The 13,747-nt window shown below is 64.3% G+C and carries 8 protein-coding genes and 1 tRNA gene; 6 read left to right on the forward strand and 3 right to left on the reverse strand.

Features of this window, described 5'->3' with window-relative positions; translation table 11 throughout:
* The first annotated feature begins 147 nt into the window (after positions 1-147).
* Positions 148-3,603 (forward strand): PVC-type heme-binding CxxCH protein, encoded by a 3,456-nt coding sequence (locus tag SH602x_RS05830; protein WP_479475896.1) that lies wholly within the window; start codon positions 148-150, stop codon positions 3,601-3,603.
* Positions 3,604-3,800: 197 nt separating this feature from the next.
* Positions 3,801-3,873: transfer RNA gene (locus SH602x_RS05835), tRNA-Asn, on the forward strand.
* A 313-nt stretch (positions 3,874-4,186) separates the two neighbouring features.
* Here the strand turns inward: SH602x_RS05835 and SH602x_RS05840 are convergent.
* From SH602x_RS05840 to SH602x_RS05850, 3 genes are all read right to left on the reverse strand, one after another.
* Positions 4,187-5,347: a response regulator gene (locus SH602x_RS05840; RefSeq protein WP_479475897.1), complete on the reverse strand. Its 1,161-nt coding sequence runs from the start codon at positions 5,345-5,347 to the stop codon at positions 4,187-4,189.
* A 50-nt stretch (positions 5,348-5,397) separates the two neighbouring features.
* Positions 5,398-8,658 carry a PAS domain-containing sensor histidine kinase gene (locus SH602x_RS05845; RefSeq protein ID WP_479475898.1) on the reverse strand — a complete coding sequence of 1,087 codons (3,261 nt, stop codon included), beginning with the start codon at positions 8,656-8,658 and terminating at the stop codon, positions 5,398-5,400.
* Between the two features lie 570 nt (positions 8,659-9,228).
* Positions 9,229-10,353 (reverse strand): low temperature requirement protein A, encoded by a 1,125-nt coding sequence (locus SH602x_RS05850; protein ID WP_479475899.1) that lies wholly within the window; start codon positions 10,351-10,353, stop codon positions 9,229-9,231.
* A 51-nt stretch (positions 10,354-10,404) separates the two neighbouring features.
* On the opposite strand from SH602x_RS05850, the gene SH602x_RS05855 reads away from it, so the two are divergent.
* The 4 genes from SH602x_RS05855 (at position 10,405) to SH602x_RS05870 (ending at position 13,521) form a co-directional block, all read left to right on the forward strand.
* Complete coding sequence (locus SH602x_RS05855; RefSeq protein ID WP_479475900.1) at positions 10,405-10,638, forward strand: CPBP family glutamic-type intramembrane protease; 234 nt, start codon at positions 10,405-10,407, stop codon at positions 10,636-10,638.
* A gap of 467 nt (positions 10,639-11,105) precedes the next feature.
* Positions 11,106-11,564 carry a DUF2924 domain-containing protein gene (locus SH602x_RS05860; protein WP_479475901.1) on the forward strand — a complete coding sequence of 153 codons (459 nt, stop codon included), beginning with the start codon at positions 11,106-11,108 and terminating at the stop codon, positions 11,562-11,564.
* Entirely contained in the window at positions 11,561-13,141 is a 1,581-nt protein-coding gene (locus SH602x_RS05865; RefSeq protein WP_479475902.1) for a recombinase family protein, read from the forward strand. Before SH602x_RS05860 ends, SH602x_RS05865 begins: the two co-directional genes overlap by 4 nt.
* A gap of 110 nt (positions 13,142-13,251) precedes the next feature.
* The gene (locus SH602x_RS05870; RefSeq protein WP_479475903.1) at positions 13,252-13,521 is read left to right on the forward strand and encodes a hypothetical protein; all 270 of its coding nucleotides are present in this window, start codon (positions 13,252-13,254) and stop codon (positions 13,519-13,521) included.
* The last annotated feature ends 226 nt before the right edge of the window (positions 13,522-13,747 follow it).

A 13,747-nucleotide genomic window follows, 5' to 3' on the forward strand; every position in this document is an offset into this window, starting at 1 on the left:
GCAACCTAATCGTCGACCGCGAGCCTCCCGATTCGGATAACGAGCCTCGCGTTCCTGACGTCACTCCCAAGAGGCTCGCTGGTGATTCGACGTTCTCTCCCGCCGATTCCTGACGCGCGACGTTCCGGATTTCTCCGCGGCGTTCGGATGACGGTCGCCGCCTCGTGCGCCGCGGCCGCCCTTTTCGCCGGGTCCGCGACCGCGCTGGCCCAGCGGGAACTGACCGACATTCCGGCTCCCGATCCTGACCAGGAAAAGGAGTCGTTCGTCGCGGACGACGGAATCGAGATCACGCTCTACGCATCCGATCCGCAGATTTCCAAGCCGATCCAGATGAATTTCGACGAGCGGGGCCGACTCTGGGTCGCCAGCAGCTCGACCTATCCGCAGATCAAGCCGGGTCAGAAGCCGGAAGACAAGATCATCGTCCTGGAAGACGAGGACGGCGACGGCCGCGCGGAGAAGTCGACCGTCTTCGCGGACGGCCTACTGATCCCGACCGGCGTCCTGCCCGGCGACGGCGGCGTCTACGTCGCGGAGAGCACGGCCCTGCTGCACCTTTCCGATACCGACGGCGACGGCAAGGCCGACCAGAAGCGGGTCGTGCTTACCGGCTTCGGCACCGAGGATACGCACCACCTGCTGCACACCTTGCGGTGGGGCGTCGACGGCCGGCTCTACATGAACCAGTCGATCTACATCCATAGCCACGTCGAGACGCCGTTCGGGGTGAAGCGTCTCAACGGCGGCGGCATCTGGCGCCTGCAACCCGATACGCTCGACCTGGAGGTGGTCTGCTACGGCTTCGTGAATCCCTGGGGCCATCAGTTCGATCAGTTCGGCCAGCAATTCGCGACCGACGGCGCCTACGGCGAAGGGATCAATCCGATCATCCGCGGGGCCGAGTACGTCACCGCGCCCGGCGTCGAGCGACGCTTCGAGGGGCTCAATCCGGGCAGCCCCAAGCACTGCGGGCTGGAGATCGTCTCGGGCGGTCACGTGCCCGAGGACTGGCGCGGCACGATGATCACCAACGACTTCCGCGGCCACCGCGTCAGTCGCTTCCGCGTGGATGATGCAGGCGCCGGCTACACCTCGACGCAGCAGGCGGACGTCCTGCTCACGCCGCACGTCGCCTTTCGCCCGATCGACGTGGCGATGGGACCCGACGGCGCCATCTACATCGCCGACTGGTACAACCCGATCATCCAGCATGGCGAAGTCGACTTCCGCGACGACCGCCGCGACCACACGCACGGACGCATCTGGCGCCTGACGTTCAAGGGTCGCGACCTGCTCACGCCCAAGGACTACGCCGCCGCCTCGATCGAGGAACTGCTGGCGATGCTCTCGGCGGAAGAGAGCTGGGTCCGCATCTTCGCCAAGCGGGAACTGAAGAACCGCGACGCCGACGAGGTCTTCGCCGCCGTCCACGCCTGGCAGGCGAACTTCGTCGAAAGCGACGCCGGGAAAGCCGGAGAACCGTCGGAGCGGGAACGCTCCCGGCTGGAAGCGCTCTGGACGATCGAAACCATCGGGAGGACGGACCTCGCCCTGCTCGACGCCGCGCTGACTTCGACCGATCCGCATGTCCGCGCGAGCGCCGTCCGCATCGCCTGGCACTGGCGCGAACTCCATCCCGAAATCTTCGAACGGCTGGTCGCCGCCGCGCGGGACGAGCATCCCCGCGTGCAACTCGAAGCGGTGCGGGCCCTCGCCTCGATCCCGCGGCCCGAATCGGTCGAAGCCATCGCGCCGCTCGCCGCCGTGCCGCAGGATAAGTTCCTCGACTACGCGCTCTGGAAGTCGATGCGGGAGCTGGCGCCGGTCTGGCTCCCCTCGCTGAAGACTGATCGCCCGCTGCTGACCGATCGGCCCGAAGCTCTGGTCTTCGCGCTCAAGAGCGTGCAGTCGCAGGAAGCGGTCGACTCGATCGTCACGTTTCTTGCGGTAGCGAAGCTCGCGCCGTCCGCTTCGGGACCGCTTTACGAAACGATCGGTCGCGTAGGGACCGCCGAACAGATCGCCCGCGCGGCGAAGGATCTGCTCGCGAGGCCCGCAGAGAATCCTGCCGCCCAGGCGTCCGATCTGGCCCGTCTGGCGAAGGCCAGCGCCTCCCGGCAGCTTCGCCCCGTGCTCGACGAATCGGCGCTGAAACCGTGGATGACAGCGCAAGACTCCGCATCGCAGGGGGCGGCCTTCGAGGCCGCGGCGGCGTGGCGGCTCAGCGGCTATCGCGATCCGATCGTGCGAACGCTGAACGATCCGAACGTGGACGTCGCGACGCGCCGTCAGGCTGCCGCGGCGGCGGTTTCGCTGGAGCCTTCGGAAGCCGCGACGCTGCTCGCCGATCTGGTCCCCCAAGCGGAGCCTGCGCTCGCCACGACCGCCGTCGAGACTCTCGCCTCGCTCGACCTGCCTCGCGCCGCGACGGTCGTCGCGACATCTGCTTCCGGCGAATCATCCGAGGCTCCTGTCGAAGCCTTCGTCTCCGCGATCGTGTCGCGTGACGGAGGCGCTGAAGCTCTTTCCGCGGCGCTCGACGGCAGGACGATTGGCGGCGACGTCGGCAAGCGAATGCTGCGTGCTGCCCAAGCGGCTCCGAAGCCGTCCGACGTGCTGATCGAGAAGATTCGCGCGACCGCGAACCTCGCCGACGCCGGCTGGAAGTGGTCGCCTGAGTTCGCCGCCGAGATCGTCGCCGCCGTGAAGACCGACGGCGATCCCCACCGGGGCGAGGCCATTTATCGCCGCGAAGCATTGCAATGCATCAAGTGCCACGCGATCGCCGGCGCGGGTCTGCCGGTCGGACCGGACCTCGTCAGCGTCGGCGCCAGCGCCCAGGCGGACTACCTGCTGGAATCGCTGATCGTGCCGATCGCCAAGGTAAAGGAAGGCTACCACGCCCAGCTCGTCCTCGACGAGGATGGCAAGGTGACGACCGGCGTGCCGACGCAGGAGACCGAGACGGAAATCGTCCTCCGCACCGCCGAGAATCAGCTCGTCCGGATCGACAAGCAGCAGATCGCCGATCGCCGCGACAGCCGGTCGCTCATGCCCGACGGCCTCGTCGACGTCCTCACGCGGGACGAACTGGTCGACCTGGTGGCGTTCCTGTCGCAACTCGGCAAGGTCGGCGAATTCGCCGTGCCGATGGGCGACTTCGCCCGGACGTGGGAGTATCTCCCCTGGTCGCAGCCCGCGTTCCGGCAGTTCAACCGCAACAGCTTCGACGCGATCGTGAAGGAGACGCCCGACTTCGAGTGGAAGCCGACCTTCAGCCTGGTCTCGGGCCGGATGCCGGTTCAGGACCTGCCGGTCTTCTCCCCCTTCAACGACATCGCCCCGACCGCTTTCCTTCGCACGCGACTCGAGGCGACGACGGCAGGTCCGGTGACGCTGAAGTTCGGCGACGCGACGGGTCTTCAGATCTGGCTTGACGATCAGCGGCTCGAACCAGCGCCGACAGTCGAAATCGACCTGGAGCCCGGCGTTCATCGCCTGTTCGTCGGCGTCAGCCAGAAGGCCCGGACCGAACCGATCCGCATCGAGATCGCCCCCCCGGCGACCGGCGCCCCGACGGCGAAGTGGGCAGCGCCGTGATCGGCAGGACCGAATGATTCCTCCGCGCGCCGAAGGCGAGAATTCGCGAACCTCGGCGCCGCTAAACGGGTCGATTCTGTCGAACTCTCCCGGTCCCACCGACGGCGAAGCGGGGAATCGCCTTTCGACGCCCTCGTTTTCCGCATGCCGGCCTTGATCGAAGCGCCGTCGGCTACTAAATTTCTCTCGATACCCACTCCCCTGTAGCTCAGTTGGTAGAGCAGCGGACTGTTAATCCGCTTGTCCCAGGTTCGAGCCCTGGCGGGGGAGCCTCGCGGATTGCCCTTAAATCCGCCTGTTAACTGGTTAACGCCCGGCGTCTCTCGCAGATGCCGGGCGTTTTCCGTTTAACCACCGCTGCCGCCTAGCTTTGCGGCGACGCCTCTCGCTCGGGCCGATGTCTCTGGTTCGTACCCGTCTTGATCGGGGTGCGCTCCTGACCCTCAAGGTCGCGAGCGAACCCCGAAGATTCGGCCTCGAACTCTCTCGATCTCCAGTTAACAGGCAGAACGAGTTAACAGCCCAGATTGCCGGAACTGGGGAGATGGAGAAGGACGAGAGAGGGCGCGACCGTCCGCTCTGACTAATGCCGGACGAGGTTCGCATCGGGACAGGACGTTTCGGTGACCGCGATGCCGGAGAGGCGCTCGCCGCTTCGGATCATCAGACGCAGCTTTTCGATGATGGACTGCGTCAGGGGTCTGCCGCGACAGATGAGGACTTTTCCGCCTTCGCCGGTCACGTCGTCGAACAGCGTCATTCCTTCGCGAAGCTCGTCCACGGCCAGGTAGACCGGTTGAACGTCGTCGAAGAGATCGGTCTGAGGAGCCAGGGCCTCGGCGACGGCGGTCGGCAGCCGCGGCATCGCCCGATAGAGATCCGGGACGGCCGTCGATACGGCCATGCGACAGCGCATCATCGCGGTCCAGTGGATCGCTGCGCGGATCAGCGTGGCGCCGGCGACTGACGGAAACAGGGCCGTCGAATCTTTCCATAACTCGCCCGTGGCATGGGGCACGATGCGCAGGATCTCCGCCACGGGACCGAGCCGCGGAATCCGCTCGGTCAGTCGAACTGTGGCGCCGCAGATCGCTTCCAGAACGCGCTCGGACTCCGGTTCCGACGGCGGCGTTCGGAGAAATCGCGCGGCTTCCTCCTCCGGCATAAGGGCCAGGCCCAGAAGGGACACTCGGGCGGCGATTCGATATTCCCAGCGTAGCGGCACGTCGGCGGCGCCGGCGAGCGAGACCATAATCGATTCGACGAGTTCGCTTTGGGCGCTCACGCCCGGTCGACTGACGTCGATGACGTCGGTCATCAGTCCGATGGCTCCGACGAAGGTTTTGTGCAGCAGCTCCTTCTCTGCCGTGACGAGTTCGTACTGCCGCAGGCCGGCGCGCAGCGCGGCGCCGACGGCGCCCATTTCGCAAGGCTTGGTGAGAAAGCGAAAGACCCGTCCCTCGTTCACCGCCTGCATGGCGGTGCTGAGATCCTGGTTTCCGGTAAGCATCATGAAGACCGTATCGGGCGTGATCTCGCGCGCTTTCTGGATGAACGCGATGCCGTCCATCCCCGGCATGCGCATGTCGACGAGCGCGACGGAGAAGGGTCCTTCGCGTCGGATCGATTCGAGCGCTTCGCCTCCCGATTCGGCGGTGCGCAGTTCGAAGTCGAACGAAAAGTTTCTGGTCAGACTGTTGAGCAGGGCGCGGTCGTCATCGACGAGGAGAATCGGCGGGTTCATCGCGTATGCAACCTGTAAGCGAGAGGGTAGAAGGCTGGGCGGCGGCTCGATCAGACGGGAACGTCAGCGACTTCGTCGTTCGCAACCGAGGCCTCGGGAAACGCGACGACGAGGTCGTCGGCCAGGCGGGGAGGCTCTGCGAACCTCGAACGCAACGGGAGCCGCACCGAAAAGCGCGAGCCCACGCCGAGTTCGCTCTTCACTTCGATTCGCCCTCCGTGCTTGTTCACGACGACGTCGTAGCAGAGCGCCAGTCCCTGTCCCGTCCCCTTGCCCACGTCCTTCGTCGTGAAAAACGGCTCGAAGAGGCGGTAAAGATGTTCGTCGCGGATGCCGCAGCCGTCGTCGATGACGTCGAGCACTGCGTCGTCGCCATCGACTGACGTACGGACGATGATTTTTCCCGCTTGTAGCGGCGCCTCTCCCAGCCGCTCGGCGATCGCGTCGGCCGCGTTGACGAGGAGATTGAGCACGACCTGGCTCAGTTCGGCGGGAAGCGCGGGCACCTCCGGAAGATCGGTCGCGAGATCCAGTTCCAGCGACGCCAGATACTTCCAGCGGTTGCGAGTCAGAATCGCGGCGCTCGCGAGAAGACGTCTAAGATCTGTCGGGACCTTCTCCGCCGTGCCCGGGTGACAGAAGGTCTGCATCGCCCTGACGATGTCGATGACGCGTTGAACGCCTTCAGCAGCCTCCTCGATGGCCGCGGGGGCCTCCGATCGAATGTGCCGGAAACGGGTCTGCTCGATGAGTTGCTCGGTCTCTCGTCGTCGCTTATCCCAATCCGCGGCGGGCGCATTCATGCACTCGCCGTACTTGTCGACGACCGCGAAGAGACGCTCGTAGCAGTTCTTCAGGAACTCGACGTTGCCGCTGACGTACTGCATCGGCGTGTTGATTTCGTGCGCGATGCCCGCGGCCATTTCGCCCAGCGATTCCAGCTTTTGCGCCTGAGCGAACTGGCGTTCTTGCTCTTCCCGCTTCGTGAGGTCCGTCGCGAGCGCCAGATAGACGGCGCGCTCTTCCATCGTGCTTCGGCTGAGGCAGATATGAACCGGGTAGACGCTGCCGTCCTTGCGTCGAAATCGGGCGTCGTACTCGAGGCGTCGGTCAGGACGGCGTTCCACCTCTTCGAGTCGTCGTCGGAAGATGACCTCGTCGCAGTCCGGGTTGACGTCGAACGGACGAAGCCCGATGAGATCGTGCTTCTCGTGTCCGAGGTTCTGGCAGGCTCCTCGATTCACCTCGATGAACTGAAGCGTCTCCCCATCGATGAGGTAGACCTCCGCGGGAGACTCGTCGATGACCCGCGCGAAGGCGGCTGCGCGAGACTGGACGCGATGCCGCTCTGTGACGTCGTGAAGAATGCAGGTGTAGTACCGATGGTCCTCGTCCTCGAACGCGCTTACCGAGAGCTCGACCGCGAATCGACGCCCGCCGGCGTCGACCGCCTCGACCTCCCGGCGAAATCGAAGTTCCGCTCCGCGATCGGTTTTCGCCGCGTCCGAACGGACGGCATCCATCACGCCGGGCAGGAAACTCTCGACGCACTGTCCCAGAAGTTTCTCGGAGGGAAGGGCGAACAATGCTTCCGAAGAGTCGTTCGCCTCGACGATCGTGCCAGAGGAGTGCAGCACCAGGATCGCGTCGGCAGCCGAGCGGAAAACCGACCGGACGCGTTCCTCCGCCTCCCGGGCAGCTCGCTCCGCGTGCTTGAGCGGCGTGACGTCTTGAATGATCCCGAGCACGCCCCTCAGGGCGCCCGTAGCGTCCACGAGCGGGGTCTTACTCGTGAGGAGATGTTGAAGTCGCCCGCCCGCGCATCGCTGCATCTCTTCGCGTCCGATCAGCGGCTGGCCGGTCTCCATCACCTCCCGGTCGTCAGCGCGGTAGCCATCCGACTGGTCCTTTCGCCACGGCAAGTCGGCATCTTCCAAGCCGACGACCGCAGACGGCGAAGCGAGACCGGCATCCCTGGCGAAGGCCTCGTTGCAACCGAGATACCGGAAGTCACGGTCTTTCCAGAAGATCGATGCGGGTACGCTGGCGAGCACGGTTTGCAGAAGCGCGTGCTCGGCCTCCCGCCTTTCGGTCGCGATCATTTCCTCATGCACGTCCTGGACGGTGCCGGCCATCAGCTTCGGCTCGCCCTCCGGCGTTCGTTCGAGGACGCCGCCGCGGGATCGCACCCAGCGATACGAGCCATCCTTGTGTCGTATGCGGAACGTGCATTCGTAAGTCGCGGCTTCGCCTTTCCCGCAGGCTTCGAGAGCCGCGTCGACCCTAGCGCTGTCGAGGGGATGCAGCAGAGAGGCGAACGTCGCGTAGCCGGTGGGAAGTTCGTCGTCGTATCCGAGCATGGAAAGCCAGCGGTCGGAACGAGAGCCCTCGCCGGTTATGGGGTTCAGTTGCCACAGGGCCAGGTCGGCTCCGCGAACGGCGAGATCCAGCAACTGCTGACTTCGCTCGACGTCGCGAGCGAGATCGCGCGCCTGGAGAGCCGCTGCGCGAAGCTGCGATTCCTTATCCCGCATCGCCGTGATGTCCGATTCGATCGCGATGAATCGTACGACCTCGCCTGCCGCGTCTAGGACAGGCCTGACTTCGATGTTGAGCCAGTACTGCCGCCCCGACTTGGCGTAGTTCAGGATCTGCACGTCGAACCCCTCGCGCCGATGGAGGGCTTCTCGCATCACGTGGACCGTTCTCAGATCGGTCGCCGGTCCCTGAAGAAACGAACCCGGAGTCTTTCCGATCACTTCCTGGAGTTCGTACTCGGTGATGCGAGTGAAGCCCGCGTTCACCCATTCGATTCGTCCGTCAGCATCCGTGATGATGACGGCGTTGTCGGTGAGCCGGGCCACGAGCGCAAGCATCTCTCGCTCTGCGAGAGCGCCGTCAGACGAGGGCTTGGCGAAGGCGCGCCGTTCGAGAATGGCACGCACGGGACCTGACGGCAGACGCCTGACGAAGAGTTCCTCGTCCGCTGTCGAAGATTCCGTCGCTACCGCGAACGCGTCGATCTCGCCTGCCAGGACCAGTTCGACGGCGTCCGCGAATTGCAACGCCCGTTCTCGATGACGGGTCGTCGCGCGGAGGGCCTGGACGTAGCGATCGCCGATCCGCAGCGGTCGGTCATCGAACAGCAGGCCGGGAACTTCGTCGGCCGACACGGAGACGACCGTTCCCTCGACGTCCAGCGCTACGAGCCGCGCGGGCGGACCTCCGCGATCGAAAGCGGCGATCGGCCCGAGAAGGGCGGGCGAAAGGGTCGGTTTGAAATCGATGAGATCGCACTTCGAAGCGTCCAACGGCTCTGCCCCCTAATGCACGCGGCATCGAATTCGGGCAGCCGAACTGCTTGAACGTCACGAACGCAAATTGGAGTAGTGACGTTTCGAAGCTCGAAACGCAGTGCGGCGGCTGCCCGAACGCCGCACAGACTCGAGTACGGAGCAATGGTGCAGCGCTAAGCTGGACCAAAAAGTTTCCTGAGGCTTGGCAGCGCCAATCCTTTACCAGCCTTGCTCGGTGGAGTCGGAATATTCCGACTCTTCACACCCGTCAAAGCATGCAGCGGCCTCTTCGCCTCTACGTATGCCCTGATTTCCAGCTTGCATCGCGGTCTAGAACCTTTAGCGGAAGCGCGAGCTACTTTTTGAATCCATTCGCTCATCCGCGAATCGGTAATGCTCTTTGCGGCTGGCTCGAGCGAAGCGTGAGCAAACGCAATTCTGGATGCGGATGCACGTTTATGACGAGGGGGCGTCGCTTCCGTCACTTCTCCTTCCTTCCGTGTAACTCCTTTCTGAGCCCTCTGCTCCTGGCAGCCACCGCTTGCACCGCGTTGGATGCGTTCGAGCAGCGGCTCAGGTCGGCACCTACCCGGCGCGCACCAAGTGGCGGTAACGCAGGTTGAGCAGCACATAGCAGATCATCGTCGCCGTGATGCCCACCAGCATGGCCTCGAGCCCAAGCGGCAACAGCAGCACGAGCGCTGTCAGCGCGAACGCGGCAGCGGTGTTGGACAGCAGGTATGGTCGCAGCTCGGGGACCTCTATGTAGTAGCCGTACTGCTTGCCCAGGAAGAACAGCACGGTGCCGACGGCGGCCAGTAGACGGAAGTCAATCGGGTCAAGGTCGCTCAGGATCGCATGATGGATCAGCGAGGCCAGGACGGCCAGGCCGACGAACAGGAAGAAGTGCGAGTAGAGGATCGAGTACCCGGTCGTGAGTTTGCGATGTTCCAGCAGGGGGAAGCTGTCGTAGTAGATCCACCAGATGGCCGACACCATGACGAATCCGCTGACGGCGGCAATGACGTTGGACTGGTTCCATGAGATGTCCGCCAGCGCCGCGGAGATGCTGATCACCGATTCGCCCAGCATGATGATGGTCAGCAGGCCGACCCGCTCGACCAGGTGCGACGTGTGCGCCGGCACGACATGCAGCCGCCGTTTCAACAGCACCAGGGCGGCCATGTCGAACACGATCCCGGCATAGAAGACCAGGTAGCTCCAAGGCGGCGCGAGCAGGATCGAGGAAAGGCTGATCGTCGCGCCGACGGCGAATACGATGCCCACCTGCGTCGCGAAGCCACCCCGGTCGTGATGCTTGCGCCGGGAGACGAAGTACATCCCGGCGATGATCAGCCGCGCCCCGCAGTAGCCGGCCACGGCCAGCGCGTAACCGTAAGGTTCCTGGATGCCGGCCGAGATCTGCGCCGAGATCACGATCAGCAGGAACATGATCAGCAGGGTCGACAGCCGGTGCTGGCGGCTGTCGGTGTCGAAGCGATTGGCGTAGATCGTGTGTCCCACCCAGATCCACCACAGGGGCAGGAACACCAGCACGAAGTGCAGGAACTGCTGCGGGGCGATGTGGCCGTCGTGCGTTTCGATCAGGATCTCGCCGGCGTCACGCAGGGCGACGACGAAAATCAGGTCAAAGAACAGCTCTAGCCAGGTCGCGTGCCGGTGCGTGTCAAAATACTTCAGGTCCTTCATGCGGCCATGGTAGGTCTTCGAGCCCGGCCATGCGATCACAAACACGCGTCCATGGCTTTCTATTCCGCCTCATTCGCCGAGAAGCTAGCTTGGATCGGCGTGTCCACAACGGCGGGATTCTGCGAGGAACTGGTGTATCGAGGCGCCGCAATACCGAGACTGCAGGGACGCGGCTTCGGGGCTTGGCAAGTGGTCGCTATCGTATCGGCGTCCTACTCGCTAATGCTCGGTCCCACCGGAACGATTCTGTTCCCCGTCTTCTTCGCGTTCGCGCTGCTGTTCTAGGCTCTGTTCCTTTGGAAGAGACGCCTCGCACCCGTCATGTACCTGCGTCCACTCGTCGCCGTAATGGCTGTTCTCGCGTTTGACGACGGATGTCACGACGGAAAGACGAACACTTTTCCTCGTCACTTCTCCCTCCTCCCGTGTAACTACCTCTTGAGCCTTCTGCTCCTGGCAGCCTCCGGTCGTCCAACGTAGGTCGCTGCGGTTCTCCTTCTGGAGGTCCGCCCATGCGATCCACCGACGACCCTGCTTCGCTGTCCCCTGACGAACGCCTATCTGAGCTGGCTGGCATTTTTGCCGCCGGCGTTCTGAGACTTCGCCGTCAAGTTCTGCCGGACGTGCCGACCGCGCCGCCAGTCTGCTCCGAGGCTGACGTCACATCGCCGCCATCACCGCTTGAGGTCGTTTCCGAAACCGTGCTCAGTGTGCGTGCGAGTTAACGGTTCCGCTCTCTGGAGACGTCCGAAATGAACGTGAAGAAGGAGGTCGCCGCGCTGGAGCGGCTGACCGTGAACGACCTGCGCGAGAAGTACGCCGAGGTCTATGGCGAACTCACCAACGGGCGCCACAAGCAGTGGCTGGTCCGCCGGATCGTCTGGCGGATGCAGGCGCTGGAAGAGGGCGACCTGTCGGAACGGGCCAGACGGCGTGCCCGTGAGATCGCCAACGACGCCGACGTGCGGGTAGTCGCTCCCAAGGCTCGCCCAGAGCCAGAACTGATCCTCTCCGCCGATCGCGTCCCCATCCCCGGCTCGACGATCGTCCGCCGCTACAAGGGCCGCCAGTTGGAGGTCCGCGTGCTCGACGGCGGCTTCGAGTTCGAGGGCGAACGGTTCGGCACCCTTTCCGCCGTCGCCAAGTCCATCACCGGGTCGCACTGCAGCGGCTACCGGTTCTTCGGCCTGCCTCAGGAGAAAGCGAAATGACGAAACCACGACCGCGGCAAACTGCCCCCACGATCCGCTGTGCCATCTACACTCGGAAGTCCACGGATGAAGGCCTCGACCTCGACTTCAACAGCCTCGACGCCCAGCGGGAATCGGGCGAGGCCTACATCAAGAGCCAGGCGCAGGAAGGCTGGGTCTGCCTGCCAGACCGCTACGACGACGGCGGCTTCACCGGCTGGAACATGGACCGCCCGGCGCTCAGACGCCTGCTGGCCGACATCGAGGCCGGCAAGGTGGACTGCGTGGTCGTCTACAAGGTCGACCGGCTTTCAAGGTCCCTGCTCGACTTCTCGAAGATCATGGAAACCTTCGACAGCCAGAAGGTCTCCTTCGTCAGTGTGACCCAGCTCATCAACAGCGGGAACAGCATGGGCCGACTCATGCTGAACGTGCTCCTCTCCTTCGCCCAGTTCGAGCGGGAGATCTTCAGCGAACGAACAAGGGACAAGATCGCGGCAGCGAGGCGGAAAGGGAAATGGTCGGGCGGTCCGCCGATCCTGGGCTACGACGTGGCGCCGGAAGGACGCCGGCTGGTGGTGAACGACCTGGAGGCCCTTCAGGTCCGGCAGATCTTCGAGCTCTACCTGGAACGCGAATCGATTCTGGCGACCGTCGCCGACCTCGACGCCCGTGGCTGGAAGAACAAGCGATACGTCACCAAGAAAGGCCAGACCAAAGGCGGGCTGCCATTTACTAAGGCCAGCCTGCACGGCCTCCTGACGAACGTCCTCTACCTCGGGAAGCTTCGGCACCGCGACGACGTCTACGACGGCGAGCATGAGCGGATCGTCGATCCCGAGGTCTGGCGGCGGGTGCAGGTCCTGCTCAGCCGCAACGGCAAGGCAGGCGGATCTGCCGCCAAGAACAAGTTCGGCGCCCTGCTGAAGGGCCTGATCCGCTGCACGCCCTGCGACTGCAGCATGGTCCCGAACCACACCACAAGACCCGGCGGCAAACGCTACCGCTACTACACCTGCTCGAAGGCGCAGAAGCGGGGCTGGAAGAACTGTCCCTCGCCCTCGGTGCCAGCGGGCGAGATCGAGCGGTTCGTGGTCGAACAGATCCGGGCGATCGGCAGAGACCCGAACCTGCTGGGCGAAACGATCGACCGGGCGAGGGCACAGACGAAGGAACGAATGGCGGTCCTCGGCGCCGAGAGAACGGCCCTGTCGCGGGAACTGGCGAAACGGCACGCGGAGGTCGACCGGATCGTGCAGGACGCGCCTGACGCGAACGTGGACGGCCACGCGACGGCACGGCTCGCCGATCTTCAGGATTGGATCCGGTCCGCGGAAAACAGGCTGGTCGAGATCCGTCAGGAACACGCCGGGCTGGGTAAAGAACTGCTGGACCGACGCTCGGTGGAACAGGCGCTCGCCGCTTTCGACCCGGTGTGGGACGCCCTCTCGACCAGGGAGCAGGCCCGGGTCCTGGAACTCCTGATCGAGAACATCGACTACGACGGCGGCTGCGGGAAGGTGGCGATCACCTACCGGCCCAGCGGGATCGAGACCTTCGCGGCCAAGTACGCACAGGAGACGACATGCACGGCGTAACGATCGAGAGCACGTTCCACGTCAGGAACGGGCGCAAGGGGCGGAAAACGCTGCGGAGCGGGAGCGGTCCCGAACGTGTGGCTGGACGAGTTCCGAGAGTGTCGAGACTCATGGCACTGGCGCTTCGGTTCGAGGAACTGCTGGCAACGGGAGAAATCGCGGACCAGGCGGACCTCGCGCGGCTGGCTCAGGTCACGCGGGCGCGGGTCACGCAGATCATGAACCTGCGGCTGCTCGCGCCGGACATCCAGGAGGAAGTGCTGTACCTGCCGGCGATCGAGAAGGGACGGGCGCCGCTGACGGTGATGCAGCTGCAGCCGATCGCGGGGGAGCCGGACTGGAAGCGGCAGAGATCGATGTGGGAGGAACTACTGCGTTAAACTGTGTAGATCCAAACAAGCCTTGACGTTGATTGTCGACCGTTAGGAAGGTGCATTCTCTGATGTCTGCTGATTCCTCCGGAGGCGCTCGCTACAAAGCACTCATCAGCTATTCGCACGCGGACTCGGCGATCGCTCAGCGTGTGCATAAAGCGCTGGAACGGTTTTCCCCGCCAAGGTCAATCGGACGAAACTACGCGAAACGAATGGGGCTCCCGAAGTCTTG

The organism is Lignipirellula cremea (genome assembly GCF_056501455.1).

Coding starts and splice junctions, on each gene's coding strand:
- SH602x_RS05860 (WP_479475901.1), top strand. CDS start 11,106: ATGAACGTGAAGAAGGAGGTCGCCGCGCTGGAGCGGCTGACCGTGAAC.
- SH602x_RS05870 (WP_479475903.1), top strand. CDS start 13,252: ATGGCACTGGCGCTTCGGTTCGAGGAACTGCTGGCAACGGGAGAAATC.
- SH602x_RS05850 (WP_479475899.1), bottom strand. CDS start 10,353: ATGAAGGACCTGAAGTATTTTGACACGCACCGGCACGCGACCTGGCTA.
- SH602x_RS05865 (WP_479475902.1), top strand. CDS start 11,561: ATGACGAAACCACGACCGCGGCAAACTGCCCCCACGATCCGCTGTGCC.
- SH602x_RS05855 (WP_479475900.1), top strand. CDS start 10,405: ATGGCTTTCTATTCCGCCTCATTCGCCGAGAAGCTAGCTTGGATCGGC.
- SH602x_RS05840 (WP_479475897.1), bottom strand. CDS start 5,347: ATGAACCCGCCGATTCTCCTCGTCGATGACGACCGCGCCCTGCTCAAC.
- SH602x_RS05830 (WP_479475896.1), top strand. CDS start 148: ATGACGGTCGCCGCCTCGTGCGCCGCGGCCGCCCTTTTCGCCGGGTCC.